At 68.8% G+C, this 26,999-nt stretch carries 26 protein-coding genes; 16 read left to right on the forward strand and 10 right to left on the reverse strand.

What is annotated here, in order from left to right; translation table 11 throughout:
• The first annotated feature begins 39 nt into the window (after window positions 1-39).
• Both nosP and nahK read left to right on the forward strand, forming a co-directional pair.
• A complete protein-coding gene (gene nosP / locus FOC67_RS10475) occupies window positions 40-1,203 on the forward strand; it encodes a nitric oxide-sensing protein NosP (RefSeq protein ID WP_003139768.1) in 1,164 nt (387 codons plus the stop codon).
• Window positions 1,133-3,778, forward strand: coding sequence for a hybrid sensor histidine kinase/response regulator NahK/ErcS' (nahK, locus tag FOC67_RS10480; protein WP_074222478.1), 2,646 nt, complete (start codon window positions 1,133-1,135; stop codon window positions 3,776-3,778). The genes nosP and nahK overlap by 71 nt, the downstream gene beginning before the upstream one ends.
• A gap of 1 nt (window position 3,779) precedes the next feature.
• Here the strand turns inward: nahK and FOC67_RS10485 are convergent, their stop codons facing one another.
• Window positions 3,780-4,643 (reverse strand): DMT family transporter, encoded by an 864-nt coding sequence (locus FOC67_RS10485; RefSeq protein WP_174707720.1) that lies wholly within the window; start codon window positions 4,641-4,643, stop codon window positions 3,780-3,782.
• Window positions 4,644-4,652: 9 nt separating this feature from the next.
• On the reverse strand, window positions 4,653-5,318 hold the full coding sequence (gene agmR / locus FOC67_RS10490) for a response regulator AgmR (protein WP_043550840.1): 666 nt from the start codon (window positions 5,316-5,318) through the stop codon (window positions 4,653-4,655).
• 515 nt (window positions 5,319-5,833) lie between these two features.
• Here agmR and FOC67_RS10495 point away from each other — a divergent pair.
• Genes FOC67_RS10495 through FOC67_RS10505 form a run of 3 tightly spaced genes read left to right on the forward strand, consistent with a single transcriptional unit; the run spans window position 5,834 to window position 7,323 of the window.
• Window positions 5,834-5,974, forward strand: a complete 141-nt coding sequence (locus FOC67_RS10495) for a hypothetical protein (protein ID WP_003088510.1) — start codon at window positions 5,834-5,836, stop codon at window positions 5,972-5,974.
• Between the two features lie 8 nt (window positions 5,975-5,982).
• Window positions 5,983-6,633, forward strand: coding sequence for a sensor histidine kinase (locus tag FOC67_RS10500; protein ID WP_009315608.1), 651 nt, complete (start codon window positions 5,983-5,985; stop codon window positions 6,631-6,633).
• A 12-nt stretch (window positions 6,634-6,645) separates the two neighbouring features.
• Window positions 6,646-7,323 (forward strand): response regulator transcription factor, encoded by a 678-nt coding sequence (locus tag FOC67_RS10505; protein WP_009315609.1) that lies wholly within the window; start codon window positions 6,646-6,648, stop codon window positions 7,321-7,323.
• Between the two features lie 26 nt (window positions 7,324-7,349).
• Here FOC67_RS10505 and FOC67_RS10510 read toward each other — a convergent pair whose 3' ends face one another.
• Together FOC67_RS10510 and exaA are read right to left on the reverse strand one after the other, a co-directional pair.
• On the reverse strand, window positions 7,350-7,997 hold the full coding sequence (locus tag FOC67_RS10510) for a pentapeptide repeat-containing protein (protein WP_003088520.1): 648 nt from the start codon (window positions 7,995-7,997) through the stop codon (window positions 7,350-7,352).
• Window positions 7,998-8,050: 53 nt separating this feature from the next.
• The gene (gene exaA, locus FOC67_RS10515) at window positions 8,051-9,922 is read right to left on the reverse strand and encodes a quinoprotein ethanol dehydrogenase (protein WP_003139755.1); all 1,872 of its coding nucleotides are present in this window, start codon (window positions 9,920-9,922) and stop codon (window positions 8,051-8,053) included.
• 312 nt (window positions 9,923-10,234) lie between these two features.
• Between exaA and pedF the strand changes: the two genes are divergently transcribed.
• The 10 genes from pedF (at window position 10,235) to FOC67_RS10565 (ending at window position 20,588) form a co-directional block, all read left to right on the forward strand.
• Window positions 10,235-10,672, forward strand: coding sequence for a cytochrome c-550 PedF (gene pedF, locus FOC67_RS10520; protein ID WP_009315612.1), 438 nt, complete (start codon window positions 10,235-10,237; stop codon window positions 10,670-10,672).
• Window positions 10,673-10,758: 86 nt separating this feature from the next.
• Window positions 10,759-12,279, forward strand: coding sequence for an aldehyde dehydrogenase family protein (locus FOC67_RS10525; protein WP_023097707.1), 1,521 nt, complete (start codon window positions 10,759-10,761; stop codon window positions 12,277-12,279).
• Between the two features lie 357 nt (window positions 12,280-12,636).
• A complete protein-coding gene (pqqA, locus tag FOC67_RS10530; protein ID WP_003106462.1) occupies window positions 12,637-12,708 on the forward strand; it encodes a pyrroloquinoline quinone precursor peptide PqqA in 72 nt (23 codons plus the stop codon).
• Window positions 12,709-12,760: 52 nt separating this feature from the next.
• Entirely contained in the window at window positions 12,761-13,675 is a 915-nt protein-coding gene (pqqB, locus tag FOC67_RS10535; RefSeq protein WP_023119208.1) for a pyrroloquinoline quinone biosynthesis protein PqqB, read from the forward strand.
• A gap of 9 nt (window positions 13,676-13,684) precedes the next feature.
• Complete coding sequence (gene pqqC, locus FOC67_RS10540) at window positions 13,685-14,437, forward strand: pyrroloquinoline-quinone synthase PqqC (RefSeq protein WP_003111679.1); 753 nt, start codon at window positions 13,685-13,687, stop codon at window positions 14,435-14,437.
• Window positions 14,434-14,712 carry a pyrroloquinoline quinone biosynthesis peptide chaperone PqqD gene (pqqD, locus tag FOC67_RS10545; protein WP_003088542.1) on the forward strand — a complete coding sequence of 93 codons (279 nt, stop codon included), beginning with the start codon at window positions 14,434-14,436 and terminating at the stop codon, window positions 14,710-14,712. The genes pqqC and pqqD overlap by 4 nt, the downstream gene beginning before the upstream one ends.
• Window positions 14,684-15,829 carry a pyrroloquinoline quinone biosynthesis protein PqqE gene (gene pqqE / locus FOC67_RS10550; protein WP_003119136.1) on the forward strand — a complete coding sequence of 382 codons (1,146 nt, stop codon included), beginning with the start codon at window positions 14,684-14,686 and terminating at the stop codon, window positions 15,827-15,829. Before pqqD ends, pqqE begins: the two co-directional genes overlap by 29 nt.
• A 4-nt stretch (window positions 15,830-15,833) precedes the next feature.
• Window positions 15,834-17,660 carry a S9 family peptidase gene (locus FOC67_RS10555; protein WP_174707721.1) on the forward strand — a complete coding sequence of 609 codons (1,827 nt, stop codon included), beginning with the start codon at window positions 15,834-15,836 and terminating at the stop codon, window positions 17,658-17,660.
• Window positions 17,661-17,746: 86 nt separating this feature from the next.
• The gene (ercA, locus tag FOC67_RS10560; protein ID WP_003088548.1) at window positions 17,747-18,910 is read left to right on the forward strand and encodes an alcohol dehydrogenase-like regulatory protein ErcA; all 1,164 of its coding nucleotides are present in this window, start codon (window positions 17,747-17,749) and stop codon (window positions 18,908-18,910) included.
• A complete protein-coding gene (locus tag FOC67_RS10565) occupies window positions 18,894-20,588 on the forward strand; it encodes a NahK/ErcS family hybrid sensor histidine kinase/response regulator (protein WP_003106469.1) in 1,695 nt (564 codons plus the stop codon). The genes ercA and FOC67_RS10565 overlap by 17 nt, the downstream gene beginning before the upstream one ends.
• Before the next feature lie 32 nt (window positions 20,589-20,620).
• On the opposite strand, the gene FOC67_RS10570 is transcribed toward FOC67_RS10565, so the two are convergent.
• From FOC67_RS10570 to FOC67_RS10595, 6 genes are all read right to left on the reverse strand, one after another.
• Window positions 20,621-21,829 (reverse strand): MFS transporter, encoded by a 1,209-nt coding sequence (locus FOC67_RS10570; protein WP_009315618.1) that lies wholly within the window; start codon window positions 21,827-21,829, stop codon window positions 20,621-20,623.
• 124 nt (window positions 21,830-21,953) lie between these two features.
• Entirely contained in the window at window positions 21,954-22,517 is a 564-nt protein-coding gene (locus FOC67_RS10575) for a putative glycolipid-binding domain-containing protein (RefSeq protein ID WP_003088555.1), read from the reverse strand.
• The gene (locus tag FOC67_RS10580) at window positions 22,514-22,870 is read right to left on the reverse strand and encodes an MmcQ/YjbR family DNA-binding protein (RefSeq protein ID WP_003111913.1); all 357 of its coding nucleotides are present in this window, start codon (window positions 22,868-22,870) and stop codon (window positions 22,514-22,516) included. Before FOC67_RS10580 ends, FOC67_RS10575 begins: the two co-directional genes overlap by 4 nt.
• Before the next feature lie 18 nt (window positions 22,871-22,888).
• Window positions 22,889-23,167, reverse strand: a complete 279-nt coding sequence (locus tag FOC67_RS10585) for a peptidylprolyl isomerase (protein ID WP_003088559.1) — start codon at window positions 23,165-23,167, stop codon at window positions 22,889-22,891.
• 57 nt (window positions 23,168-23,224) lie between these two features.
• Window positions 23,225-25,180 (reverse strand): acetoacetate--CoA ligase, encoded by a 1,956-nt coding sequence (locus FOC67_RS10590; protein ID WP_003139739.1) that lies wholly within the window; start codon window positions 25,178-25,180, stop codon window positions 23,225-23,227.
• Between the two features lie 67 nt (window positions 25,181-25,247).
• Complete coding sequence (locus FOC67_RS10595) at window positions 25,248-26,168, reverse strand: LysR family transcriptional regulator (RefSeq protein ID WP_003088564.1); 921 nt, start codon at window positions 26,166-26,168, stop codon at window positions 25,248-25,250.
• A gap of 131 nt (window positions 26,169-26,299) precedes the next feature.
• Between FOC67_RS10595 and FOC67_RS10600 the strand changes: the two genes are divergently transcribed.
• Window positions 26,300-26,998 carry a CoA transferase subunit A gene (locus tag FOC67_RS10600; RefSeq protein ID WP_003088566.1) on the forward strand — a complete coding sequence of 233 codons (699 nt, stop codon included), beginning with the start codon at window positions 26,300-26,302 and terminating at the stop codon, window positions 26,996-26,998.
• Window position 26,999: the final 1 nt, after the last annotated feature.

Consider the following 26,999-nt stretch of genomic DNA (forward strand, 5'->3'; position numbering starts at 1 on the left):
CGTAGAATGCTGGCGAGGCGGAACGACGGGGGAGCGGGCATGTACGAAGGGCAGGGGGAAGGGGTCTGCAGGGGCATGTCCAGCGCGCGCGACGTCGAAGTGGTGGCCCAGGACCTGGCGCGCCAGCTTATCCATCCGCACCTGGGCTTCGTGCTGTTCTTCTGTTCCGCGGAATACGACCTGCCGGCCCTCGGCGAGATGCTCGAACGCTACTTCGGCGGCATCGACCTGGTCGGCTGCACCACCGCCGGCGAGATCACTCCGGCGGGCTACGGGCGCGGCTGCGTCAGCGCGGTGGGCTTCGACGTGCGCAGCTTCGCCATCAGCAGCGCGCTGATCGACGAAATGGAGCGCTTCAGCCTGCTGGACGCGCAGCAGATGGTCGAGACCCTGGTGGCCGGCTGTCGCCGCGGCGGCCTGGCGCCGATCAAGGACCACAGTTTCGCCCTGACCCTGCTCGACGGCCTGTCCAGCCGCGAAGAGGTGGTGCTCGCCGCGCTTGGCGCGGCGCTCGGCGCGATCCCGCATTTCGGTGGCTCGGCCGGCGACGACCGGCACCTGACCCACACCCATGTCTACCACCAGGGCCAGTTCCATACCGGGGCGGCAGTGGTGGTGCTGGTCAACACCTGGCTGGACTTCGAGGTCTTCACCACCCATCACGTGGTGCCGCGCGCCGAAAAGTTGGTGGTGACCCGCGCCGACAGCGGCAGCCGGCGGGTCCACGAACTCAACGCCGAGCCGGCGGCGCTGGAATACGCCCGGCTGGTCGGGGTGGCGCCGCAGGCGCTGGATTTCGCCCTGTTCTCCGCGCATCCGCTGGCGGTGCGGGTCGACGAACGCTATTACGTGCGCTCGATCCAGCAGGCCAACGAGGACCTGAGCCTGACGTTCTACTGTGCGGTGGAGAACGGCATCGTTCTCACCGCGATGAGCACCGGCCCGCTGTTGCCCAACCTGGAGGCGCAGTTCCGCCGCCTCCACGAGCGCCTCGGACCGCCGTTGCTGACCATCGGTTGCGACTGCTTCCTGCGGCGCCTGGAGCTGGAGGTCGGCGGTGACACGCAAGCTACCGCCGCGTTTCTCCGCAGCCAGCAGGTGATCGGCTTCAACACCTACGGAGAGCAATTCAATGGCATGCATATCAACCAGACCTTCACCGGGGTCGCCATTGGCCGACCCCGTGGAGGTGTCCGTCGCTGAGCTGCAGGCGCGGGTCGTCGCCCTCGAAGAAGAGCGGCACAAGTTGCAGCGGATCAACCAGGCGCTGATCGGACGCATCGAGTCGAGCGCCGCGCAGAGCGACGAGGCCTACGGCGCCTTCCAGTATTCCGTGGTGCTGGCCGAGCAGGTCCGCGAGCGCACCGACGCGCTGAGCCAGACGATGCTCGAACTGAAGGCCAGCAACCAGTTGCTCAGCGACGCTCGCCTGCGTGCCGAGACCGCCCACCAGCATCTGCTCGACGCCATCGAAAGCATCTCCGACGCCTTCGTCCTGTTCGATCCGCAGCAGCGCATCGTGCTGTTCAACGAGCGCTTCCGCGCGCTGTGGGTCGACAGCCGGGCGCGGATCGGTCCTGGCATGCGCCGCGCCGAACTGCACCGGCTGGCGCGCAGCGGCGGGCTGATCGTCGAGGAACAGCGCGGCGGCGACCAGCAGACCCTGTATCGCCTGCGCGACGAGCGCTGGCTGCGGATGAGCGAACGGCCGACCCGCGACGGCGGGCTGGCGGTGCTCTACAGCGACGTCACCGAGATCAAGCTCAGCGAGACCGCGCGCCGCGAGCAGGCGCTGGCGCAGAAGTCGCACCTGTTGCAGCGGGCGGTGGACAACCTCTCCCAGGGCGTGGCGATGGTCGGCGCCGACGGCGTGCTGGAGTTGTGGAACCGGCGCTTCCTGGAACTCTGCGGGCTGGCGCCGATCGCCGGGCACCGGGCCTTCGCCGAAGTCATGGCGGAGAGCGAATTGCCGTTGCTCACGCCGCGCAGCCAGGACTCCCAGGGGAGTCCGCTGAGCGCCCGCGAGCAGCGCCTGTTCGATGGCCGGGTGCTGGAGATCCGTACCCATGCGCTGCCCACCGGCGGCTTCGTCAACACCTTCACCGACATCACCGAACGCTATCGCCACGCCGAGGCGTTGCGCGCCAGCGAGCGCTGGATCCGCCTGATCACCGACCAGGTGCCGGCGCTGATCGCCTATCTCAGCGACGAACTGGTCTACGAATTCACCAACAAGGTCTACGAGGAGTGGTACCGCTGGCCCAGCGGCTCGATGCTCGGCCGCTGCCTGCGCGACGTGCATGGCGCCGAGCACTGCCGGCGCCTGGAGCCGTACTTCGAGCGGGCCCTGGCCGGCGAAAGCGTGACCTTCGAGATCGCCGAGACCGCGTTGTCCGGCGAGGAGCGCTACATGCAGCGCTCCTACGTGCCGAACCGCCAGGCCGACGGCCGGGTCGCCGGGCTGTTCGTGCTGATTCGGGATATCACCGAGCGCCGGCGGACCGCCGAGGCGCTGCACCAGGCCTACCAGAACCTCGAACAGCGGGTGCGCGAGCGGACCGCCGAGCTGACCACCCTCAACGACCAGTTCAAGCGCGAGATCCACGAGCGCAGCCAGGTCGAGGCGCGCCTGCGCGAGGCCAAGCGCGAGGCGGAACAGGCCAACCTGTCGAAGACCAAGTTCCTCGCGGCGGTCAGCCACGACCTGCTGCAACCGCTGAACGCCGCGCGGCTATTCACCAGCGCCTTGCAGGAGCGCGGCAGCGCGGCGCCGGACAACGAGGCGCTGGTGAACAACATCAGCCATTCGCTGGAGGACGTGGAGAACCTGCTCGGCACCCTGGTGGACATTTCCAAGCTGGACGCCGGCGTGATCACCCCGGACATCGCCCCGTTCGAGCTTGGCGAACTGCTCGGCAACCTGGCCGCGGAGTACCGCCAGGTAGCCGCCAGCGAAGGGCTACGCCTGGACTTCGTGGCCTGCGGGGCGCTGGTCCGCAGCGACCAGCAACTGCTCGCGCGAATCCTCCGCAACCTGCTTTCCAACGCCATCCGCTATACCCCGCGAGGGCGCGTGCTGCTGGGTTGCCGCCGGCATCGGCAGCGCCTGTCGATCGAGGTCTGGGACACCGGGGTGGGCATCGCCGCCGACAAGCTCGGCGAGATTTTCCAGGAATTCAAGCGCGGCGAGTCACAGCGTTGCCACCAGGACCGCGGGCTCGGCCTGGGATTGGCGATCGTCGACAAGATCGCCCGCATGCTCGGCCACCGGGTCCGGGTCGGCTCGCTGCCGGGCAAGGGCTCGTGCTTCGCCATCGAGGTACCGCTGGCCCGCCATGCCCCGCGCAGTCGCGCCGAGCCGCTGGCCAGCGCGGACGACCTGCGCGAGCGCCTGCGTGGTTCGCGGGTGTGGGTGCTGGACAACGATGCGGCGATCTGCGCCGGCATGCGCACGTTGCTCGAAGCCTGGGGCTGCCGGGTAGTGACGGCGCTGTCGGAGGAAGACCTGGCGCGACAGGTCGACAACTACCATGCCGAGGCCGACCTGCTGATCGTCGACTATCACCTCGACGACCAGCGCAACGGCGTCGACGCGGTCGCCGCGATCAACGCCCGGCGCGGCTCGCCGCTGCCGGCGCTGATGATCACAGCCAACTACAGCAACGAACTCAAGCAGCAGGTTCGCGAGCTTGGCCATACCCTGATGCACAAGCCGGTGCGGCCGATGAAGCTGAAGACCGCGCTCTGCCACTTGCTGGAGCGCGAAGCCTCGGTCTGATTCAGGCGCCCTCGCGCGCCGCGCGGCCCAGGCGCGGGGCGAGGATCAGGGCGATCCCGCCGAGCACCGCCAGGGTCGCCGGCGGCAGTCGCGGGGCGAGCGGCTCGCCGAGCAGCAGGGCGCCGCTGAGGGCGGCGAGCACCGGCACGCTGAGCTGCACCGAGGCGCCCTGGATCGCCGTCAGCCCCGGCAGCGCGCTGTACCAGACGGCGTAGCCGAGGCCGGAGGCGAGGGCGCCGGAAAGCAGGGCGTAGGCCAGCCCGGCGCCGTCCAGCCGCAACTGCCCGTGGAATGCCAGGAGCAGCAGGGCGGTGAAGGCAAGGGCTCGGAGGAAGTTGCCGGCGCTGACCGCCAGCGGATCGCCGCCGCCGCGGCCGAGCAGGGTATAGAGGCCCCAGGCGAGGCCGGACAGGAGCATCAGCAGGGCACCGCCCAGCGGCGGCGCGCTGGCTCCGGGGAGCAACAGGAACAGCAGGCCGCCCAGGGCCAGCAGGAAACCGAGCAGCGCCTGTCCGCCCAGCCGTTCGCCGCGCAGCAGGCCGGCCAGCAGCAGGGTGACCTGTACCGCGCCGAACAGCAGCAGCGCGCCGGTGCCGGCGTCCAGCTGCACGTAGGCGTAGGAGAACGCGGCCGCGTAGACGAACAGCGCCGCCGCCCCGCGCCAGCCGCCGCGCGCGGGCGTGGCCGGGCGCCGGCGCAGATGCAGCAGGACGGCGAGCATGAGGGCGCCGGAGAAGAGACGCAGGGCGGTGAAGCTGACCGCGTCGATGGCGGTGTCCTTCAGCGCCGCGCGGCAGAGCAGCGAATTGCCGGCGAAGGCCAGCATCGCCAGGACAGTGAGCAGCAGGGTACGGCGGTCGGGCATCGGCGGGTCTCAGCGGCGCAGGTAGGCGGCGAAGTCGATGTCGCCGGCGCTGAGGATCGCCTGGACCCGGTTGTGTACCTTGAGCTTGCGCAGGATCGCCGAGACGTGCGCCTTCACCGTGGTCTCGGCGATGTCCAGGTTGTAGGCGATCTGCTTGTTCGACTCGCCCTTGGTCATCCGCTCCAGCACCAGCAGCTGCTTGCGGGTCAGGGCCTGGAGCAGTTCCGGGGAGATGCCGTGTTCTTCGTGGCCGCTGCGTCGCGGCGAACTCTTCTGGGTGCGGATCACGTCCGAGGGCAGGTAGACGTTGCCGTTGAGGATCTGCTCGATGGCTTCGGTCATCTGCGCGCGTGGCGAGGACTTGGTGATGAAGCCCACCGCGCCGTAGGTGATGGCCTGTAGCACCACCTGCTTGTCCTGCTCGGCGGAGACGATAACCACGGGAATGGTCGGGGCCTCGTTGCGCAGGTTCATCAGGCCGTTGAGGCCGTGCATGCCGGGCATGTTCAGGTCGAGCAGGATCAGGTCGAGGTCGTCGTGTTCCTGGGTCAGGTCCAGGGCGCTGTCGAGGTCGGCGGTTTCCATCACTTCGCTGCCGGGGAATCCGTCGGCGATGACATTGTGGATGGCCTCGCGGAACAGCGGGTGGTCGTCGGCGATCAGGATCTTGTACATGGCCTGCACCTCGTTATTGTCGTTATGGGCGGCTGGTGGCGGCTCGGGGCACGCGGGCGGATGCGAATGCGCTCACGGTAGCAGTCGTGGGCGCGATAGCCCAGCGGGCGGGCGTTCCGCCGCGCGCTGCCGGGGACGCGTCGCGGACGGTCGGCAGCCGGGTAGGCGGAGAAGGCGAACTCGGTACTGCGGCGGGACCGCCGCAGGGTAGTCGGGCGCTACGCGGGGCAAGGCAAGGCGGGGCATGGCGGCTTCTCGTCGTTTCTTCTTGTATGCGTCATTACAGGGCAGGCGCGCTGCTTTGGAAATTCGACGTCCGGAGGGGTGAACCAGTACCAAAGTAGCAGGACCAGGCGCTTGCGCAGCGCTCCTGCTGCATCGGCGGCGCCCGCAAGGGCGGCTGGAGGCGGGTGGCCCCGCAAAAGTAGCGGCCCGGCAGTACCAAGGTAGTAGCACGCCGTGGCTCCGCGCGTCCTAGCATGTCTCGACAACGACAATGGACAGGAGTCGCCGCCATGCGCATCGCCGTCACCCTGGTGTTGCCCATCCTGCTGATCCTCAGCCTGCTCGGGTTCGATTTCCTCTATTCCCGCCACCTCGGCCAGGAAAGACCTGCCGCCTGCGCCGTCGGACAGGCCTGTCGGATCGCCCCCTGAGCCACGCCATGGATGACCTGCGACCCGCCGGCCCGGCGGAGTACCGCTGGCTGCTCGCCGTGCAGGAGCGCGAGCGGCGCTTGCTGGCCCAGGCGGTGCATGACGATATCGGCCAGTACCTGACGGGTATCCGCACCCAACTGTTGTTGCTGCGCTGCACGGCAGGCGACGGGCAGCCGGCGCTGGCGCGCCTGGAGCGCTACTGCCAGGGGCTGGACGACAGCTTCCGCGCGCTGCTGCGCGGTCTACCGCCGCCGGCCCTGCAACGCCAGTCGCTGGACGAGGCGCTGCGCGCCTGCGTGGCGGACTGGCAGGAAGGCCAGGGCATCGCCTGCGAGCTGCGCCTGGGCGGTCCGCTGCCGCCCCTGGATGCGGCGGCCGGGACCCATCTCTACCGCCTGTTGCAGGAGGCGCTGAACAACGTCGCCCGGCATGCCGGCGCCAGCCGCGTGCGGATCCGCCTGCAACGCCGTGGCGGCTTTCTCTACCTGAGCGTACGCGACGACGGTCGCGGCTGCGCGGCGGACCCGGCGCCCGGCTTCGGCCTGGACTCGATGCGCCAGCGCGCGCACTGCCTGGGCGCTGAACTGAGCCTGCGCAGCCGTCCCGGACAGGGCCTGGCGTTGCGCCTGCGGATGCCGCTGGAACGCGGCGACTGAGAGGAGAGGACGATGAAGATCCTGCTGGTGGACGATCATTTCGTGGTCCGCGAAGGGCTGGCCGCGCTGTTGCGCGGGCTGCTCCCCGACGTGGAGGTGAGCGAGGCCGGCGATGGCGAAGAAGCCTTGCAGGCGGTGCAGCGGGACATTCCTTCGCTGGTCATCGTCGATCTCGGCCTGCCGGGCATCAGCGGCCTGGAACTGACTCGCCGGCTGCGCCAGCGCCTGCCGCAGTTGCGTGTGCTGTTCTTCAGCCTCCACGACGAACTGGCCCTGGTGCGCCAGGCGCTGGATGCCGGTGCCCGCGGCTACGTGACCAAGCGTGCGGCGCCGACGGTGCTGCTGGAGGCGATACGGCGAGTGCTCGCCGGCCAGCTCTATCTGGAGCAGCCGCTGGCCACGCGCCTGGCCTGCCAGTCGCGGGAGGAGCAGGGCGGGGCAGCGTTGCGCGGACTGACCCGTCGCGAGTTCGAGATCTTCCGCCTGCTCGCGCGTGGCCTGGCCCTGCGCGAGGTGGCCGAGCACCTGGGGGTAAGCGCCAAGACCGTGTCCAACCATGTCAGCCTGCTCAAGCAGAAGTTGCAGGTGAGTACCCAGGCGGAACTGGTGCACCGGGCCATCGACAGCGGCGTGCTGCGGCTGGGCCTGCCGCTGCCGCTCGCCGAGGAGGCTCGCGGCAGCCTCGGCTAGGGGCGCCGTCGCTGCTGTCCGGCGCTTCACTGCCAGCCCGCGGGGCAGTCCTTGCAACCCTGCATGTTGCTGCCCTGGAAGTTGCCGAAGCGCACCTTGCTGCCGCGCAGGTCGGCATCCTCCAGGTTGGCCTCGGCCAGCTTGACTTCCTGCAGGTTGGCGTCGCGCAGGTCGGCGCCCTTGAGATCGGCGCGGGACAGCCAGGTCATCTCCAGGTCGGCGGCGCGCAGCGTGGCCTGGTGCAGGCGGCCGCCGCTGAGACGGGCGAACTCCAGGTAGGCGGCGGTGAGGTCGGCGCCTTGCCACTGGGCGCCCTGGGCGAACAGGCCCCAGGCCTGGATCGCCACCGCCCTGGCGCCGGAGAGGTCGGCGCCGCGCAGGTTGGCTTGCTGCAGGCTGGCGCGGGTGAGGTCGGCACCACGCAGGTTGGCTTTTTCCAGGTTGGCCAGGTCGAGCCTGGCGTGACGCAGGTCGGCGCCGGAGAGATCGGCGCCGGCCAGGTCGATGCGGCCGAGGTCGAGGTTGCGCAGGTCGGCGCCGCGCAGGTCGGCCTTGGCGCAGCGCGCGCCGGGCTCCAGGCGGCAGCCGGCGATGACGCGGACGTCGTCGATGTCGTCGGCGGCCTGGGCCAGGCCGGCGCCGAGCAAGGCGGCGCAGAGGAGGAAGGTCTTCATCGGGATACTCCGCAGGCGGGGAAAGCCGCGCCTTGCAGGGCGCGGCGCGGGGATCAGCGGCTGGCGGTGCGGTTGTCCCAGCTGGGCAGCTTGAATACCCAGAAGGAACCGCCCTGGGCCACCGGCCGGGTCAGGTCGGCCATGTCGCCGCCCCACAGCGGCACGGCGCCGCCGTAGCCGACGGTCACGCCGAGGTACTGCTCGCCGTCCTGTTCCCAGGTGATCGGTGGCGAGACGATGCCGCTGCCGGTCTGGAATTTCCACAGCTCCTTGCCGCTCTTCGCGTCGAAGGCCTTGAAGTAGCCGTCGCCGGTGCCGGTGAACACCAGGTTGCCGGCGGTGGCCAGCACCCCGGCCCAGAGCGGCAGGTGTTCCTTGTGTTCCCAGACCAGCTTGCCGCTGAGCGGGTCCATGGCGCGCAGGCTGCCGACGTGGTCGTCGTACATGCGCTTGATCCGGAAGCCCATGCCCAGGTAGGCGCTGCCCTTCGTATAGCTGACCTCCTCGGTCCAGTAGTCTTCCTTCCAGTGGTTGGCCGGCACGTAGAACAGGCCGGTGTCCTGGCTGTAGGCCATCGGGTTCCAGTTCTTGCCGCCGAGGAACGGCGGCGATACTTCCACCGCCTTGCCATGCTTCTGCCCCGGTTCCGGCAGCGGCGGGCGCTGGCCCTCGCGCTCCACCGGGCGGCCGGTCTTCAGGTCGATGTGGCTGGCCCAGGTGATGTTGTCGACGAAGGGGAAGGCGTTCTGCAACTTGCCGTTGCTGCGGTCGACCACATAGAAGAAGCCGTTGCGGTCGGCGTGGGCGGTGGCCTTGACGATCTTGCCGTCCTTGGCCTTGTAGTCGAACAGCACCAGTTCGTTGTTGCCGGAGAAGTCCCAGGCGTCGTTGGGGGTGTGCTGGTAGAACCACTTCACCTCGCCGCTGCTCGGGTCCACCCCGACCTGGCCGGAGGTGTAGAGGCTGTCGTAGTCGTGCGGGTTGCCGCCCTTGGCGGTGCGCGCCCAGGTGTTCCACGGGCCGGGGTTGCCGGCGCCGACGATGATGGTGTTGGTCTCGGCGTCGAAGCTGGCGCTCTGCCAGGGAGCGCCGCCGCCGTGGCTCCACGACTCGACCTTGCCGGTCGGCGAGTTGCGATCGTCCGGCCAGGAGGGCGCCTTGACGTCGCCGGTCACCGTGCTGTCCTTGCCGTTCAGGCGGCCCATGTGGCCTTCGACGAAGGGACGCATCCAGATTTCCTCGCCGGTATCCGGATCGCGGGCGAACAGGCGGCCGACCACGCCGAACTCGTCGCCCGAACTGCCGTGGATCAGCAGGACCTTGCCGGTCTTGCCGTCCTTCACGATGGTCGGCGCGCCAGTCATGGTGTAGCCGGCGCCGTGATCGGCGAACTTCTTCTTCCACACCACCTTGCCGGTGTTCTTGTTCAGCGCCACCACCGAGGCGTCGAGGGTGCCGAAGAACACCTTGTCGCCATAGATCGCGGCGCCGCGGTTGACCACGTCGCAGCACGGGCGGATGTCGTCGGGCAGGCGGTGGTTGTAGGTCCACAGGCGCTTGCCGGTCTTCGCGTCGAGGGCGAACAGCCGCGAGTAGGAGGCGGTCACGTAGATCACGCCGTCGCTGACGATGGCCTGGGACTCCTGGCCGCGCTGTTTCTCGTCGCCGAAGGAGTACGACCAGGCCGGGGTCAGCTTGAACACGTTGTCGGCGTTGACCTGCTTGAGCGGGCTCCAGCGCTGGGCGTGGGTGCCCATGCCGTACTGCAGCACGTCGCCGGTGGTCTTGTCGTCGTTGGCGATGTCCTCCCAGGTCACATCCTTGGCCAGCGCGGCGCCAGCGCTGCCCAGGGCGACGGCGAAGGCGAGGCAGTGCAGGCTCGGGCGCAGGAGGCCGGCAGGGGCGGGTGAGGTTCTTGTTGTCATGATCGGGTTCCCGTTTGGAGTGAGGGTCGAGAAACGGCAGGCCGCTGCTCGGGCCGCGGCGGCTTCATGGTGGAAGCGGGGCGCGCCGACGGGAACGGAAGATCGCCCGATTCGTCCGGGAAGACTTCCCGGACGGGGCATGACTTGGACTTGCTGCCAAAGCCCCGCGTAAGGCCTTCCGAGGCTCTACTCCGAAGGGAGTAGGCGAGGACGCCCAAAGCAGGATTCGGGCGCGCGGCGGAGCTTCCTAGGATGGCGATGAGCGCCGTTTGGCGCCCGTGCCTTGTCCTGTCTCCCCGGAGGAATGAAGTGATGAACAAGAACAACGCCTTGCGCGGCCTGCTGGTGCTGGCCGGTCTCAGCCTCTCGAGCCTGGCGCTGGCCCACGGCGATGTGACCCCCCAGGCAGTGGACACCAAGGGACTCGAGCCGCTGGGCAAGGAATGGCGCGACATCAACCCCTACCGCGAGCCCTACGCCAAGCACGACCTCGCCGTCGAGATCGGCGCCTCCGCCTACAACCAGAACTGCGCGCGCTGCCACGGCCTGGAAGCCAAGTCCGGCGGCATCGCCCCGGACCTGCGCCTGCTGGAGACCGGCGCCGAGGGCGACGAATGGTTCAAGGAGCGGGTCATCAACGGCGCGGTGCGCGATGGCGCGGTGTACATGCCGAAGATGGCCGACTTCATCAGCCAGGAAGGCCTCTGGGCGATCCGCAGCTATCTGGAAAGCGTGCACGTCGACGAGTGACGCGCCCGACCCTTCGCCGCCGACCGCGGCGCCCTTGCACGAGTCCGCCGCGCCACGGCGGAACGACCACACAGGAGAGCTTCGCCATGATCTACGCAGCGCCCGGAACCCCCGGTGCCGTCGTCACCTTCAAGCCTCGCTACGGCAACTACATCGGCGGCGAGTTCGTGCCTCCGGTCAAGGGCCAGTACTTCACCAACACCTCGCCGGTGAACGGCCAGCCGATCGCCGAGTTCCCCCGTTCCACCGCCGAGGACATCGACAAGGCCCTCGACGCCGCCCACGCCGCCGCCGACGCCTGGGGCCGTACCTCGGTGCAGGAGCGTTCGAACATCCTGCTGAAGATCGCCGAGCGCATCGAGCAGAACCTGGAACTGCTCGCCGTCACCGAGACCTGGGACAACGGCAAGGCCGTGCGCGAGACCCTCAACGCCGACATCCCCCTGGCCGCCGACCACTTCCGCTACTTCGCCGGCTGCATCCGCGCCCAGGAAGGCTCCGCCGCCGAGATCAACGACAGCACCGTGGCCTACCACATCCACGAGCCCTTGGGCGTGGTCGGGCAGATTATCCCGTGGAACTTCCCGCTGCTGATGGCCGCCTGGAAGCTGGCCCCGGCGCTGGCCGCCGGCAACTGCGTGGTGCTCAAGCCGGCCGAGCAGACCCCGCTGGGCATCTGCGTGCTGCTGGAACTCATCGGCGACCTGCTGCCGCCGGGCGTGCTCAACGTCGTCCAGGGCTTCGGCAGGGAGGCCGGCGAGGCCCTGGCCACCAGCAAGCGCATCGCCAAGATCGCCTTCACCGGTTCCACCCCGGTCGGCTCGCACATCCTCAAGTGCGCGGCGGAGAACATCATTCCCTCCACCGTCGAGCTGGGCGGCAAGAGCCCGAACATCTATTTCGAAGACATCATGCAGGCCGAGCCGGCGTTCATCGAGAAGGCCGCCGAGGGCCTGGTGCTGGCTTTCTTCAACCAGGGCGAGGTGTGCACCTGCCCGTCCCGCGCGCTGGTCCAGGAGTCGATCTACCCGGCGTTCATGGAAGAGGTGCTGAAAAAGGTCAGGGCGATCAAGCGCGGCGACCCGCTGGACACCGAGACCATGGTCGGCGCCCAGGCCTCCCAGCAGCAGTACGAGAAGATCCTCTCCTACCTCGACATCGCCCAGCAGGAAGGCGCCGAGCTGCTCGCCGGCGGCAGCGTCGAGAAGCTCGAAGGCAACCTGGCCAGCGGCTACTACATCCAGCCGACCCTGCTCAAGGGGCACAACGGCATGCGCGTGTTCCAGGAGGAAATCTTCGGCCCGGTGGTCGGCGTCACCACCTTCAAGGACGAAGCCGAGGCCCTGGCCATCGCCAACGACACCGAGTACGGCCTCGGCGCCGGCCTCTGGACCCGCGACATCAACCGCGCCTACCGCATGGGCCGCGGGATCAAGGCCGGTCGCGTGTGGACCAACTGCTACCACCTGTACCCGGCCCACGCCGCGTTCGGCGGCTACAAGAAGTCCGGCGTCGGTCGCGAGACGCACAAGATGATGCTCGACCACTACCAGCAGACCAAGAACCTGCTGGTGAGCTACGACATCGACCCGCTGGGCTTCTTCTGAGCGGTCCTCAGCCGCCGCGGATCGCTCCGACCCGCGGCCTTTCCGCCAAGGCACCTGCGGGTGCGCTCGTCCCGCGTCCCGACGCGGCTTTCCCCATGGCGGGTTCTGGCGCGACGCGGCCCTGGCCGCGTCTTTTTTTTCGCCTCGCCGCCGCCCCGGCATGGACTAGGCTTCTGCCCTGCACCAGGGCGAACCAGGGGGGCGCAACGGCGATCTCCCGGCGAACCTTGGGCGGAACAGGCAGTCCCTACCAAATCAGGGGGAAAACTCCTTCGAAAGTCTCATTCGGAGCGAGCCCCGCTGATGTTTAACTCGACCTGCCGGAATCGCCCGGCCCCACCAGAGAGGATCGACCCCATGTGGACCAAGCCCAGCTTCACCGACCTGCGTCTCGGTTTCGAAGTGACCCTCTACTTCGCCAACCGCTGATCCGTTCGGCCCCGGTCTTCCGGGGCCTCCCTCCAGCCCGCGGGGCAGACCCATGCACATCCGTATTCTCGGTTCGGCCGCCGGCGGCGGCTTCCCCCAGTGGAACTGCAACTGCCGCAACTGTCGCGGGGTCCGCGACGGCAGCGTAGCGGCCCAGCCACGCACGCAATCCTCCATCGCCCTGTCCGACGACGGCGAGCGCTGGATCCTCTGCAACGCCTCGCCCGACATCCGTGCCCAGATCGCCGCCTTCCCGGCCCTCCAGCCGGCGCGTCGGCCGCGCGATACGGCGATCGGCGCGATCGTCCTGCTCGACAGCCAGATCGACCACACCACCGGCCTGCTCAGCCTGCGCGAAGGCTGCCCGCACGAAGTCTGGTGCACGCAGATGGTCCACCAGGACCTCAGCGAAGGCTTCCCGCTGTTCCCCATGCTTTCCCACTGGAACGGCGGCCTGCGCCACCGGCCGATCGCCCTCGATGGCGCGCCTTTCGCCATTCCGGCCTGTCCGCGCCTGCGCTTCACCGCGATACCCCTGCGCAGCAGCGCGCCGCCGTATTCCCCGAATCGCGGCGACCCCCATCCGGGCGACAACATCGGCCTGTTCGTCGAGGACCTCGATAGCGCCGGTACGCTGTTCTATGCGCCGGGCCTCGGCGAGGTGGACGAGGCGCTGCTCGAATGGATGCGCCGCGCCGACTGCCTGTTGGTGGACGGTACGCTCTGGCGCGATGACGAGATGCTGGTCTGCGAGGTCGGCGACAAGCTCGGCCGGCAGATGGGGCACCTGGCGCAGAGCGGGCCGGGCGGCATGCTCGAGGTGCTGGCGAAGGTGCCGGCCGCGCGCAAGGTGCTTATCCACATCAACAACACCAATCCCATCCTCGACACCGCTTCGGCCGAACGCGCCGAACTGGATGCCAGTGGCATCGAAGTGGCCTGGGATGGCATGCACATCCAGCTGTAGGGGGCCAACATGAGCCGTGCCGCCATGGATCGCGCCGAATTCGAACGGGCGCTGCGCGACAAGGGACGCTACTACCATATCCACCATCCGTTCCATGTCGCGATGTACGAGGGCCGTGCCAGTCGCGAACAGATCCAGGGCTGGGTGGCGAACCGTTTTTACTACCAGGTCAACATCCCGCTGAAGGACGCGGCGATCCTGGCCAACTGTCCCGACCGCGAGGTCCGCCGCGAGTGGATCCAGCGTATCCTCGACCACGACGGCGCCCCCGGCGAGGCGGGCGGCATCGAGGCCTGGCTGCGTCTGGCGGAAGCGGTGGGCCTGGAGCGCGAGCAGGTGCTGTCCGAGGAGCGGGTGCTGCCCGGCGTGCGCTTCGCCGTCGACGCCTACGTCAACTTCGCCCGTCGCGCCAGTTGGCAGGAGGCGGCGAGCAGTTCGCTGACCGAACTCTTCGCCCCGCAGATCCACCAGTCGCGGCTGGACAGCTGGCCGCGCCACTATCCGTGGATCGAGGCGGCCGGCTACGAGTATTTCCGCAGTCGCCTGGCCCAGGCCCGGCGCGACGTCGAGCACGGCCTGCGGATCACCCTGGAGCACTATCGGACCCGCGAGGCACAGGAACGCATGCTGGATATCCTGCAATTCAAGCTGGACGTGTTGTGGAGCATGCTCGACGCGATGAGCATGGCCTACGAACTCGAACGCCCGCCGTACCACACGGTGACCCGCGAGCGGGTCTGGCATCGGGGGCTGGCATCATGAGCCTGCCGTCGCTCGACAGCGTGCCGATGCTGCGCCGGGGCTTCCGCTTCCAGTTCGAACCGGCCCAGGACTGCCATGTGCTGCTCTACCCCGAAGGCATGGTCAAGCTCAACGACAGCGCCGGGGAAATCCTCAAGCTGGTCGATGGCCGCCGCGACGTGGCGGCCATCGTCGCGGCGCTGCGCGAGCGTTTCCCCGAAGTCCCCGGCATAGACGAAGACATCCTGGCGTTCCTCGAGGTGGCCCATGCGCAATTCTGGATCGAGCTGCAGTGAAAGCGTGGGGCCGCCGCTCTGGCTGCTGGCCGAGCTGACCTATCGCTGTCCGTTGCAGTGCCCGTACTGCTCGAACCCGCTGGAATTCGCCCGCGAGGGCGCCGAGCTGAGTACCGCGGAATGGATCGAGGTGTTCCGCCAGGCTCGCGAGCTGGGCGCCGCACAGCTCGGTTTCTCCGGCGGCGAGCCGCTGCTGCGCCAGGACCTCGCCGAACTGATCGAGGCAGGGCGCGGCCTGGGCTTCTACACCAACCTGATCACCTCCGGCATCGGCCTCGACGAGGCACGCCTGGCGCGCTTCGCCGAGGCCGGGCTGGACCACGTGCAGATCAGCTTCCAGGCCGCCGACGAAGAAGTGAACAACCTGCTCGCCGGCTCACGCAAGGCCTTCGCCCAGAAACTGGCGATGGCCCGCGCGGTGAAGGCGCACGGCTATCCGATGGTGCTCAACTTCGTCACCCACCGGCACAACATCGACAACATCGAGCGGATCATCCAGCTGTGCATCGAGCTGGAAGCCGATTACGTCGAACTCGCCACTTGCCAGTTCTACGGCTGGGCCGCGCTGAATCGTGCCGGGCTGCTGCCGACCCGCGCCCAACTGGAGCGCGCCGAGCGGATCACCGCCGAATACCGCCAACGGCTGGCCGCCGAAGGCAATCCGTGCAAGCTGATCTTCGTCACCCCCGACTACTACGAGGAACGGCCGAAGGCCTGCATGGGCGGCTGGGCCAGCGTATTCCTCGACATCACCCCCGACGGCACCGCGCTGCCGTGTCACAGCGCGCGGCAATTGCCGGTGCAGTTTCCCAACGTGCGCGAGCACAGCCTGCGCCACATCTGGTACGAATCGTTCGGCTTCAACCGCTACCGCGGCGACGCCTGGATGCCCGAGCCGTGCCGTTCCTGCGAGGAGAAGGAGAGGGACCACGGCGGCTGCCGCTGCCAGGCGTTCCTCCTCACCGGCGATGCCGACGCCACCGACCCGGTCTGCGCCAAGTCGGCACGGCACGACCTGATCCTCGCGGCCCGTCGCCAGGCCGAGGAGGCGCCGCTTGGCCTGGACGCGCTGACCTGGCGCAACCAGCGCGCGTCACGCCTGATCTGCAAGGCCTGAGGCAATGGTCGACTACGGCGACTGGCCGAGCGACTGGAGCGCCGAGCGCGCGGTAGCCGCCGGGCGCGATTTCAGCGAGCTGAAGGCGGCCCATGGCGGGCTGGCCTGGGTGGAATTCGATCCGGCCAGCGCGCGCTCGCGCCTGTACCTGTGGCGCGACGGCGTGCTGGAGGAGCCCACCGCGCCGGACGGCTCGGTGCGCAGCCGGGTCTACGAGTACGGCGGCGGCGCCTGCTGCGTGACGCTCGACGGGCTGGCCTGGGTCGACGAAACCGACCAGCAGGTACGCCGCTGGCGAGCGGGCCGCGCAGCCCAAGTGCTGGGCGGCGGGGCGCAGTGTCGCTACGGCGACCTGGCCTACGTCGATGCCTGGGATGCCCTGCTGGCGGTGGAAGAGAGCCATGGGCCGACCGGGGTCGTGCATCGCATCGTGCGCCTGGACGCCGATGGCGCGCGCCGGGTGCTGGTCGAGGGCGCCGATTTCTACGCCGCGCCGCGTGCCGCCGGCCAGGGGCGGCGGCTGGCCTGGATCGAATGGGACCGTCCGCACCAGCCCTGGACCGAGACCCGCCTGGGCCTGGCGGAGAATGGGCGTACGCGCTGCCTGGCCGGAGCCGGAGGCGGCGAGTCGATCCAGCAACCACGCTTCGATCCCGCCGGCCGCCTTCACTGGCTGAGCGACCGCGACGGCTGGTGGCGTCCCTGCGCCGAGGTCGCGTTGGCCGGCCGCTTCGCCGATGCCGACCACGCTGGCGCGCCCTGGCAATTGGGCGCTTGCAGCTACCTGCCGCTGGGAGAGGGAAGGCTGCTGCTCAGTCGCGTCGAGGCCGGCGGCGGGCAACTGTTCCTGCGCGAAGCGGACGGCAGCGAGCGGCGCCTGGCCGCGGACTGGAACCGGTTCGCCGGACTGGCCGCGGACGCCCGGGCGTTCTACTGCATCGCGGCGGCGGCCGGACGCCTGCCGGCGCTGCTGGCGATCCACCGCGACGACCTGCGCGTCGAGGTGCTGCGTGGCGGCGAGCGACCGCTGGCGGAGGACGACCTGTCGCATCCGCAGGCCTTCGTCTATGACCTGGGCAACGGCGAAAACGGCCACGGTTTCTTCTATCCGCCGCGCAATGCCCGCCGCCGCGTCGATCCCCGACGACCAGCGCCGCTGCTGGTGTGGCTGCATGGCGGACCGACCTCGATGCATTCGCCGGCGTTCGATGCCGGCCTGCAATTCTGGACCCAGCGCGGTTTCGCCGTGGCGGCGCTGAACTACCGGGGCAGCAGCGGCTACGGCCGCGCCTATCGGCAGCGCTTGCGCGGCCAGTGGGGGCGCCTGGAGTTGCGCGATATCGAGGCCGCGCTGGCGCGGCTGGACGCGGAGGGACGGATCGACCGCGCCCGGGTCTTCGTCCGTGGCGCCAGCGCCGGAGGCTACAGCGCGCTGCGCGCCCTGGCTTGCCTCGATGGCCTGCGCGGCGGCGCCAGTCTCTATGGGGTCAGCGATCCGTTGGCGCTGGCGCGTTGCACCCACAAGTTCGAAGGCGACTACCTCGACTGGCTGATCGGCGACCCGCAGCGCCAGCGCCGTCGCTACCTGGCGCGTAGCCCGGTGCTGCAGGCCGGGCGCATCCGCGCGCCGGTGGTGTTCTTCCAGGGCGGGCTCGACGCGGTGGTGGTGCCGGAGCAGACCGAGGCGATGGTCGCCGGCCTGCGGCGCAGCGGCGTGCGCGTGGAGTGCCACCGCTATCCGCAGGAGCGCCACGGTTTCCGCCAGCCGGCCAATCGCGCCCATGCGCTGCTGGCGGAATGGCGCTTCTACCTGGGCTTGCTGGAGGATTGAAAGGACCCGCCAAGGTCGCATTGCAATAACCGACGAATGCAGTAGGCTGCCGGCAATGTCCGATAACAATAAGAATGGTCTGTCAGATGAGCCACGACCTCAGCCAACTGCGTAAATTCGTCTCGCCCGAGATCATCTTCGGCGCCGGCTGCCGGCACAGCGTCGCCAACTACGTGAAGACCTTCGGTGCGCGCAAGGTCCTGCTGGTCTCCGACCCCGGCGTGCTCGCCGCCGGCTGGGTCGCCGATATCCAGGCAAGCCTGGAGGGGCAGGGCATCGACTATTGTCTGTATACCGACGTTTCGCCCAACCCCCGGGTCGACGAGGTGATGCTCGGCGCCGAGTTCTATCGCAGCGAGGGCTGCAACGTGATCGTCGCGGTGGGCGGCGGCAGCCCGATGGATTGCGCCAAGGGCATCGGCATCGTCGCCGCCCATGGCCGCAGCATCCTCGAGTTCGAAGGCGTCGACCGGCTGCGGGTGCCGAGTCCGCCGCTGATCCTGATCCCGACCACCGCCGGGACTTCGGCGGACGTCTCGCAGTTCGTGATCATTTCCAACCAGGACGAGCGCATGAAGTTCTCCGTGGTGAGCAAGGCGGTGGTGCCTGACGTCTCGCTGATCGACCCGGAAACCACGTTGACCATGGATCCCTTCCTTTCGGCCTGTACCGGCATCGATGCACTGGTACACGCCATCGAGGCGTTCGTCTCCACCGGCCACGGGCCGCTGACCGATCCCCACGCTCTGGAAGCGATGCGCCTGATCGATGGCAATCTGGTACAGATGATCGCCAATCCCGGCGACATCGCCCTGCGCGAGAAGATCATGCTCGGGAGCATGCAGGCCGGGCTGGCCTTCTCCAACGCCATCCTCGGCGCGGTGCATGCCATGTCGCACAGCCTCGGCGGCTATCTCGACCTGCCCCACGGCCTGTGCAACGCGGCGCTGGTCGAACACGTGGTGGCGTTCAACTACAGCGCCGCGCCGGAACGCTTCAAGGTGATCGCCGAGACCTTCGGCATCGATTGCCGCGGTCTGACCCAGGGGCAGGTCCGCCAGCGCCTGGTGGACCACCTGATCGCCTTCAAGCACGCCGTGGGTTTCCACGAGAGCCTCGCCCTGCACGGGGTCGGCAGCTCCGACATTCCTTTCCTCTCGCGCCACGCGATGCAGGACCCGTGCATCCTTACCAACCCGCGCGAGTCGAGCCAGCGCGATGTCGAGGTGGTCTATGGCGAGGCCCTCTGAGCAGCAGCAGGAGGCCCTGGCCGGGTTGCTCGGCCTGGGCAGCCACTCCGCGCGCAAGAGCCACTACCCGGAGCTGCTGGCGCGCCTGGAGGAGCTGGAGGCCGAGCGCAACCGCTACAAATGGCTGTTCGAGCACGCGGTGCACGGCATCTTCCAGGCCAGCCTCGGCCAGGGGCTGCGCGCCGCCAATCCGGCGCTGGCGCAGATGCTCGGCTACGACGATCCGCAACAGGTGCTCTGGTCGCTGGAGGACATGGCCGGGCAACTGTTCGTCGGCGGCGAGGCCGAGATGCGACGGATCCGCGCGCTGCTGCGCGAGCGCGGCGGCCTGTTCGGCTACGAGACGCGCCTCTGGCGCAGGGACGGCAGTCACATCGAGGTATTGATGAACCTGCTGCTCAGGCACGACGAGGAAGAATTGGTCGAAGGTTTCGTCGCCGACATCACCGAACGGGTCCAGGCCCAGCAGCGCCTGCAGACCATGAACGAGGAACTGGAGCGGCGGGTAGCCGAGCGCACCCACGAGCTGGAAGAACTCAACCGCCAGTTGCGCCAGGCGCGCGACGCCGCCGAAGCCGCCAACCACAGCAAGGACAAGTACCTCGCCGCCGCCAGCCACGACCTGCTGCAACCGCTCAACGCGGCGCGGCTGCTGGTCGATACCCTGCGTGAGCGGGGCCTGCCGGCCGCCGAACTGCAACTGGTGGAGCGCACCCACCTGGCCCTGGAAGGCGCCGAGACCTTGCTCACCGACCTGCTGGAAATCGCCCGGCTCGACCAGAGTGCGATCCGTCCGGACCTGGACGACTATTCCCTCGACGAACTGCTCGCTCCGCTGGCCTCGGAGTTCGAGGAAGTCGCGCGTGCCGCCGGCCTGGCCCTGCGTGCGCGGATCCCGCGACTGGCAGTGCGCACCGACGCGCGCCTGCTGTCGCGGATCCTGCGCAACTTGCTCAGCAACGCCTGCCGCTACACCGAGCGCGGCAGCGTGCTGCTGGGGGCGCGCCGGCGTGGCGGCAAGGTACGCCTGGAGGTGTGGGACACTGGCCGGGGCATCCCCGCCGACCAGTTGCAGGCGATCTTCCTCGAGTTCAACCAACTGGACGCCGGGCGCGCTTCCGAGCGCCGTGGCGTCGGACTCGGGCTGGCCATCGTCGACCGTATCGCCGGCATCCTCGGCTACCGCATCGAGGTGCATTCGACTCCCGGCCGAGGCTCGCTGTTCGCCATCGAGGTGCCGCTGGTCCGCAAGCCGGCGCGGCCAGCACCCGGCGAGGCGATTGCGCGGGTTTCGGCTGGTGATCCGCTGCCGGGACGGCGGCTGCTGGTGGTGGACAACGAGACCGAGATTCTCTTCAGCATGTCCGCGCTGCTCGGCCAGTGGGGCTGCGAGGTGCTTACCGCCACCGACCTGGAAGGCGCGCGCAAGGCGCTCGATGGCCGCGCGCCGGATGCGATCCTGGTCGACTACCACCTGGACCACGGCGCTACCGGTTGCCAGTTGCTGGGCGCCTTGCGCGAGGACTACGGCGCGGAGATCGCCGCGGTGATGATCACCGCCGACCGCAGCGACGATTGCCGCCGCGCGCTGGCCCGCCTGGGCGTGCCGCTGCTCAACAAGCCGCTGAAGCCCGGCAAGTTGCGCGCGGCCCTGAGCGCCTTGCTCGGCGAGCTCTAGAACGCGTACCGCCGCCTGGGACGGTGCACGCCCTAGCCGGGCCGGCGGCTGCGCCGGTGCAGTGCGACGGCCAGGGCCAGCCCGCCGAGCGAGGCCAGGCAGGCGAAGAGGAACATCGAGCGGAAGCCGAACAGGTTGGCGACGAAGCCCACCAGCGGCCCGGTGATGCCCAGCGACAGGTCGACGAACAGCGAGTAGGCGCCCAGCGCCGCGCCACGGTTGGAAGCCGGTACCAGGTTCACCGCTTCCACGCCGAACGCCGGGAACACCAGGGAGAAGCCGAAGCCGGTGAGCGCCGCGCCGGCCAGGCCGACCCAGGGATTCGGCGCGCTCCACAGCAACAGCAGGCCGAGGCTTTCGACGCCGAGGCAGATGATCGCCACGCGGAAGCCGCCGAGCCGGTTGATGCTATTGGCGAACAACAGCCGGGCGCCGATGAAGCAACCGCCGAAGGCACTCAGGCAGAGCACTGCGTTGGCCCAGCCACGGCTGGCGTAGTAGAGGGTGATGAAGGTGGCGATGGTGCCGAAGCCGATCGCCCCCAGCGCCAGGCCCATACCGTGCGGGGTGACCCGGCCGAGCACATGGTGGAACGGCAGTCGCTCGCCGTGCACCAGCGGCGCCGGCAACTTCGGCCAGGCCAGGGCGAAGCCGAGCGCCCCGAGCAGGACGATGGACACGCCCATGCTCCACAGCCCCAGCCACTGCACCAGCAGCACCCCTAGCGGCGCCCCGAGGGCGATGGCGCCGTAGCTGGCGATGCCGTTCCAGGAAATCACCTTGGCGGTGTGCGGCGCGCCGACCCGGCCGATGCCCCAGCCGATCGCCGCCGAGCCGACCAGGCTTTCCGCCGCGCCGAGTACCAGGCGGCCGACCAGCAGGCTGGCCAGGCTCAGCGCCGGCCAGCCCTGGATCGCCACCGAGAGCAGCATGAACAGCCCGCTCGCGGCGCTGCCGGCCATGCCGTAGAGCACCGCGCGCTTCGGCCCGAGGCCGTCGATGACGCGCCCGGCGTAGGGCCGGGCGAGCAGGGTGGCGAGGTACTGCAGGCTGATCACCAGGCCGGCCAGCACCGAGCCGTAGCCGAGGTCGTCGTGCACGTAGCCGGGCAGCACCGCCAGCGGGATGCCGATGGTCAGGTAGCCGATGAAGGTGAACATCACCACCGAGACGATCTGCAGGGTGACGTTTTGCCGGGCGCTGTCCTGCGCCGGCGGGGTGGGGCGGATATCGACGGACATGTGGGAAACGCGGTCGCAGTGGGTTGTCGCGGTCCGCCATGATGACCGTTGCGGATGACGAATGAAAGCAGGCTAACGGATTCGCCGGGCTATCGGCGACGCGCGGTGCCCGGCGCTAGCGCGTTCAGAGACGCTGGAAGAGACCCGGGTAATCGATCACCAGGCCCTGTTCGTCCACCAGCAGTACCGCTTTGAACGCGCTGCCTTCGAGGTTCTCGTAGAGGTAGTGGCTGGCGTCCAGGCGGGTGTATGCCTGGCGCATGCTACGCGGCTCCAGGGCCGGGGCCTCGATGTAGAGCGCGCGGATTTCCGCGCGCTGGCCATCGGCCAGGCCCAGGCGGCGGATCGGGAAGGTGTTGGTGAAGGGGCTTGGCCAAATATCGATGTCCAGGCAACCGTCGAATGCCGGTAGCGCTTCGCCGTCGCCGTCCTGCCAGTGGCCGCGGCCATCGGCGAGCAGGTGCAGCTTGCGCACCCCGGTTTCGCTTTCGACGTGGAACACCGCCTCACGCAGATGCCAGTCGGCGTCCCAGCGCAGCCGGTAGTCCAATTGGTAGGGCAGGCCGCTGCGTTCGTCCGGCGCGCGCAACTGGCTTTCCGCCTGGTCGTCCTCCAGGCGCAGGGCCTCCCAGCTGGACGACGGCGAGCGCCACAGGCCGGCCCAGGTGTACAGACGGTCGCGACTCATGCGTCGAGTACCAGGCCGAGGCGCTGGCGCTTGGGCAGGCGCGCCACCACCAGCTGATGGGAACGGACCAGGGCCTCGCGCAACTCCGCCGCCTTCATCGGGTAGGGGCGGGCCATGACGATCCAGTGCGCGCGCGCCAGGTAGGGCGCCGGACGGATGCCGGGGCGGTCGACATAGCCGAGGAACAGCTCGCTGCCGACCTTGAAGGCCAGGCCGCCGTCCTTGTCGACGAAGTCGAGGATGGCGAACATCTTGTTGCCGGCCACCGAGAACACCCGGTTCGAACCCCACTTGAGGTCTTCCCGGGCGCCGGGCAGTTGCAGGCAGAAGGCGGCGATCTGGTCGGCGGTCATGGACGCTCCGGTGGCGGTTCAGTCGCGGAAATACACTTCCAGGAGATGGTAGCCGAACTGGCTCTTCAGCGGACCCTGGAGCACGCCCACGGGTTTCCTGAAGATGGCATTGTCGATGGACCTGACCATCTGCCCCGGACGCACCTCGCCGAGGTCGCCGCCGCGCTTGCCGGACGGGCAGGTCGAATGCTTCTTCGCCAGTGTGGCGAAGTCCTCGCCCTTGGCCAGGCGCTGCTTCAGTTGCGCGGCCTCGGCTTCGGTCTTGACCAGGATGTGGCGGGCCATGGCGACGGGCATGGGATTACCTTTTGCGGTAGCACGGAACGCGCATTCTAGCCCAGGCTCGCCGCGGCTTCAGTCGCGCAGTTCGGCGAGGTCGCGATAAAGCTCCAGCGCCTGCGGGTTGGCCAGGGCGTCGGTGTTCTTCACCGGGCGGCCGTGGATCACGTTGCGCACCGCAAGCTCGACGATCTTGCCGCTCAGGGTGCGCGGGATATCGGCGACCTGGATGATCTTCGCCGGTACGTGGCGCGGCGTGGCGTTGGCGCGGATGGTCTGGCGGATGCGTTCACGCAGCGGCTCGTCGAGTCGCACGCCGTCGCGCAGGCGGACGAACAGCAGCACACGCACATCGCCCTGCCAGTCCTGGCCGATGGCGATGGACTCGAGGACTTCCTCGACCTTTTCCACCTGGCGGTAGATTTCCGCGGTGCCGATGCGCACGCCGCCGGGATTGAGCACCGCGTCGGAGCGGCCGTGGATGACCAGCCCGCCGTGGGCGGTTTCCTCGGCGTAGTCGCCATGGGCCCAGACGCCGGGAAAACTGGCGAAGTAGGCGTCGTGGAACCTGGTGCCATCCGGGTCGTTCCAGAAGCCCAGCGGGATCGACGGGAAATGCCGGGTGCAGACCAGCTCGCCCTTGCCGCTGGCGAGGCGGCGGCCGTCGTCGTCCCAGATTTCCACGGCCATGCCCAGCGCCTTGCATTGCAGTTCGCCGCGCCACACCGGCAGCACCGGGTTGCCGATGGCGAAGCAGGAAACGATGTCGGTGCCGCCGGAGATCGACGACAGGCAGAGGTCGCTCTTCAGCTCGCGATAGACGTAATCAAAGCTTTCGTGGGCCAGCGGCGAACCGGTGGAGAGCAGTGTCCTCAGGCTGTCCAGGCGGTGGCTGTGGCGCGGGCGCACGCCGGCCTTCTCGAGCGCCGCCAGGTACTTGGCGCTGGCGCCGAACACGGCGATGTCCTCGGCGTCGACGAGGTCCAGCAGGCGCTCGGGGCCGGGGTGGAACGGCGAGCCGTCGTAGAGCACCAGGCTGGCGCCCACCGCCAGGCCGGAGGCCAGCCAGTTCCACATCATCCAGCCGCAGGTGGTGTAGTAGAACAGCCGGTCGCCGTCGCCCAGGTCGGTGTGCAGGCCGTGCTCCTTGAGATGTTGCAGGAGCACGCCGCCGGTGGCATGGACGATGCACTTGGGTACCCCGGTGGTGCCCGACGAATAGAGGATGTACAGCGGCTGCTCGAAGGGCACCGGGGTGAAGACCGGCTCGCCCTCGGCCTGGTAGAACCCGTCCCACAGCGCGACACGCGCCTGGCAGCGGTAGTCCTGCGGCTGCGCCTGCGGACGGTCGTAGGGCACCACCAGCAGTTGCTCCAGGCCGGGCAGGCCGGCGAGCACCTCGTTGAGCTTGGCGGTCAGGTCCAGCGACTTGCCGGCGTAGCGGTAGCCGGCGCAGGCGATCAGCACCCGCGGTTCGATCTGGCCGAAGCGGTCGATCACGCCCTGGGTGCCGAAGTCCGGCGAGCAGCTCGACCAGGTGGCGCCGAGGCTGGCGGTGGCGAGCATGCCGACCACGGTCTGCCAGGTGTTCGGCATCAGCGCGGCGACCCGGTCGCCGGGGCCTATGCCCAGGGCGGCGAGGCGCTTCTGCAGGCCCGCCACGTGACGGGCCAGTTCGGCGTGGCTGAGCACCTCGCGGCGACCGTCTTCGCTCACCGCGATCAGCGCCGGGGCATCATCGCGGCGGCGCAGCAGGTGTTCGGCGAAATTCAGCGTGGCGCCGGGGAACCAGCGCGCCGAGGGCATCTGCGTGCCTTCCTCGAGGACCGCACGCGGCGGTTGCTGGAAGCGCACCTCGAAGAAGTCGACGATGGCCTGCCAGAACGCCTCGCGCCGCTGCACGCTCCAGGCATGCAGCGCCGGGTAGTCGGCCAGACCGAGGGCATGGCGCTGGTTGACGAAGCGCCGGAAGGCCTCCATGCGACTGGCGGCGATGCGTTCGGCGGAAGGGCTCCAGAGCGGTGCGGGCATGGCGTGTCCGTCCTTGTTGTTGTTCCGGGACATGCAGGAAGCATAACCGGACCCGCCGCTGCCTGCCTCACTCCGTGGACTGGTCCTGCGGCAGCGCCAGCGAGCGCCAGTCGGTGCCATGCAGCAGCACGTCGCTGAGGGCCTGGGCGGCGGTGGACAGCTTGTGCTCGCTCAGCCGCAGCAGGCCGACCCGTCGCTGCACCTGCGGCGCGTAGAGCGGCAGGCAGCGCGCGCCGAGTTCCTGCATCTGCTGGATGCACAGGGTCGGCACGGCGCTGACACCGAGTCCCTGGGCGACCATCCGCCCGACCGTGACCAGTTGGTGGCTCTCGAACGCCACCGGCAAGCGGCCGTGCTCGGCGGCCACGCTTTCTTCCAGGAGCAGGCGCACCGCCGAGGGGCGTTGCAGGGTAATGAAGGGCTCGCCGAGCAGTTCGCGCCAACTGATCCGCTCCTGCCCGGACAGCGGCGAGCCGGTCGGCACCACGGCGACGAAGCGGTCGCTGTAGAACGGGGTGAACTCGAGGTTTTCCAGGGACTCCGGCTCGAAGGCGATGCCCAGCTCGACGCGTCGGTTGCGGACCATCTCCAGCACCTGCTCGTTGATCACGTCGTGCACCGCCACGTTGACCCGCGGGTGGCGTTCGCGAAAGGTCTTCAAGACCAGCGGCAGCAGGTTGCCGGCGAAGGAGGGCATGGCGGCGATGGAGACCTTGCCCAGTTGCAGGGTGAAGTGCTGGCGCAGCAATTCCTCGGTATTGTCCCAGTCGGCCAGCAGGCGCAGCGCCAGCGGCAGCAGGGTCTCGCCCTCGGGGGTGAGGCTGACGCTGCGGGTGGTACGTTCCAGCAGCGGACCGCCGAGGCTTTCCTCCAGGCTCTTGATCGCCAGGCTCAGGGCCGGCTGGGAGAGGTGCAGGCGTTCGCCGGCCTGGGCGAAGCTGAGGCTCTGCGCCACGGCGAGGAAGGCGCGCAACTGCTTGACGGTCATTTATTTGTTTTTCTCATCAATGGATTGGAAAAACAAACTTAACAAATCAGTCCGCAGCGGAGAAGCTCTGTGCGACCCGGCAGTCAGACTGCCGCACGCACAATCACAAGAGCCGGAAGAGGCACAGCAGCATGAGCGGACTCGACAAGCGAGTAGGCAGTTACGAAGAGGCCCTCGAAGGCCTGACCGACGGCATGACCGTCCTCGCCGGGGGCTTCGGCCTCTGCGGGATTCCCGAGAACCTGATCGCGGAAATCCGCCGGCGCGGGGTCAGGGACCTCACGGTGGTCTCGAACAACTGCGGCGTCGACGGTTTCGGCCTCGGCGTGCTGCTGGAAGACCGGCAGATCCGCAAGATGATCGCCTCCTACGTCGGCGAGAATGCCCTGTTCGAGCAACAACTGCTCAGTGGCGAGCTGGAAGTCGAACTGACCCCGCAAGGCTCGCTGGCCGAGAAGATCCGCGCCGGCGGCGCCGGCATCCCGGCCTTCTTCACCGCCACCGGCTACGGCACCCCGGTCGCCGAGGGCAAGGAGGCGCGCGAGTTCAATGGCCGCCACTACATCCTCGAGCCGGCCATCACCGGCGACTTCGCCATCGTCAAGGGCTGGAAGGCCGACCATTTCGGCAACGTCGTCTATCGCCACACCGCGCAGAACTTCAATCCGCTGGTCGCCACCGCCGGGCGCATCACGGTGGTCGAGGTGGAGGAGATCGTCGAGCCCGGCGAACTGGACCCGACGCAGATCCACACCCCCGGCATCTACGTCGACCGGATCATCCAGGGTCGCTTCGAGAAACGCATCGAGAAACGCACGCTGCGCGCCTGAC

Source organism: Pseudomonas sp. FDAARGOS_761, assembly GCF_013343155.1.
GTDB classification, from domain to species: Bacteria; Pseudomonadota; Gammaproteobacteria; order Pseudomonadales; family Pseudomonadaceae; genus Pseudomonas; species Pseudomonas aeruginosa.

What these genes read in the sequence shown, in the direction of transcription:
- nosP (WP_003139768.1), top strand. Translation starts at nt 40, where the DNA reads ATGTACGAAGGGCAGGGGGAAGGGGTCTGCAGGGGCATGTCCAGCGCG.
- nahK (WP_074222478.1), top strand. Translation starts at nt 1,133, where the DNA reads ATGGCATGCATATCAACCAGACCTTCACCGGGGTCGCCATTGGCCGAC.
- FOC67_RS10485 (WP_174707720.1), bottom strand. Translation starts at nt 4,643, where the DNA reads ATGCCCGACCGCCGTACCCTGCTGCTCACTGTCCTGGCGATGCTGGCC.
- agmR (WP_043550840.1), bottom strand. Translation starts at nt 5,318, where the DNA reads ATGTACAAGATCCTGATCGCCGACGACCACCCGCTGTTCCGCGAGGCC.
- FOC67_RS10495 (WP_003088510.1), top strand. Translation starts at nt 5,834, where the DNA reads ATGCGCATCGCCGTCACCCTGGTGTTGCCCATCCTGCTGATCCTCAGC.
- FOC67_RS10500 (WP_009315608.1), top strand. Translation starts at nt 5,983, where the DNA reads ATGGATGACCTGCGACCCGCCGGCCCGGCGGAGTACCGCTGGCTGCTC.
- FOC67_RS10505 (WP_009315609.1), top strand. Translation starts at nt 6,646, where the DNA reads ATGAAGATCCTGCTGGTGGACGATCATTTCGTGGTCCGCGAAGGGCTG.
- FOC67_RS10510 (WP_003088520.1), bottom strand. Translation starts at nt 7,997, where the DNA reads ATGAAGACCTTCCTCCTCTGCGCCGCCTTGCTCGGCGCCGGCCTGGCC.
- exaA (WP_003139755.1), bottom strand. Translation starts at nt 9,922, where the DNA reads ATGACAACAAGAACCTCACCCGCCCCTGCCGGCCTCCTGCGCCCGAGC.
- pedF (WP_009315612.1), top strand. Translation starts at nt 10,235, where the DNA reads ATGAACAAGAACAACGCCTTGCGCGGCCTGCTGGTGCTGGCCGGTCTC.
- FOC67_RS10525 (WP_023097707.1), top strand. Translation starts at nt 10,759, where the DNA reads ATGATCTACGCAGCGCCCGGAACCCCCGGTGCCGTCGTCACCTTCAAG.
- pqqB (WP_023119208.1), top strand. Translation starts at nt 12,761, where the DNA reads ATGCACATCCGTATTCTCGGTTCGGCCGCCGGCGGCGGCTTCCCCCAG.
- pqqC (WP_003111679.1), top strand. Translation starts at nt 13,685, where the DNA reads ATGAGCCGTGCCGCCATGGATCGCGCCGAATTCGAACGGGCGCTGCGC.
- pqqD (WP_003088542.1), top strand. Translation starts at nt 14,434, where the DNA reads ATGAGCCTGCCGTCGCTCGACAGCGTGCCGATGCTGCGCCGGGGCTTC.
- pqqE (WP_003119136.1), top strand. Translation starts at nt 14,684, where the DNA reads ATGCGCAATTCTGGATCGAGCTGCAGTGAAAGCGTGGGGCCGCCGCTC.
- FOC67_RS10555 (WP_174707721.1), top strand. Translation starts at nt 15,834, where the DNA reads ATGGTCGACTACGGCGACTGGCCGAGCGACTGGAGCGCCGAGCGCGCG.
- ercA (WP_003088548.1), top strand. Translation starts at nt 17,747, where the DNA reads ATGAGCCACGACCTCAGCCAACTGCGTAAATTCGTCTCGCCCGAGATC.
- FOC67_RS10565 (WP_003106469.1), top strand. Translation starts at nt 18,894, where the DNA reads ATGGCGAGGCCCTCTGAGCAGCAGCAGGAGGCCCTGGCCGGGTTGCTC.
- FOC67_RS10570 (WP_009315618.1), bottom strand. Translation starts at nt 21,829, where the DNA reads ATGTCCGTCGATATCCGCCCCACCCCGCCGGCGCAGGACAGCGCCCGG.
- FOC67_RS10575 (WP_003088555.1), bottom strand. Translation starts at nt 22,517, where the DNA reads ATGAGTCGCGACCGTCTGTACACCTGGGCCGGCCTGTGGCGCTCGCCG.
- FOC67_RS10580 (WP_003111913.1), bottom strand. Translation starts at nt 22,870, where the DNA reads ATGACCGCCGACCAGATCGCCGCCTTCTGCCTGCAACTGCCCGGCGCC.
- FOC67_RS10585 (WP_003088559.1), bottom strand. Translation starts at nt 23,167, where the DNA reads ATGCCCGTCGCCATGGCCCGCCACATCCTGGTCAAGACCGAAGCCGAG.
- FOC67_RS10590 (WP_003139739.1), bottom strand. Translation starts at nt 25,180, where the DNA reads ATGCCCGCACCGCTCTGGAGCCCTTCCGCCGAACGCATCGCCGCCAGT.
- FOC67_RS10595 (WP_003088564.1), bottom strand. Translation starts at nt 26,168, where the DNA reads ATGACCGTCAAGCAGTTGCGCGCCTTCCTCGCCGTGGCGCAGAGCCTC.
- FOC67_RS10600 (WP_003088566.1), top strand. Translation starts at nt 26,300, where the DNA reads ATGAGCGGACTCGACAAGCGAGTAGGCAGTTACGAAGAGGCCCTCGAA.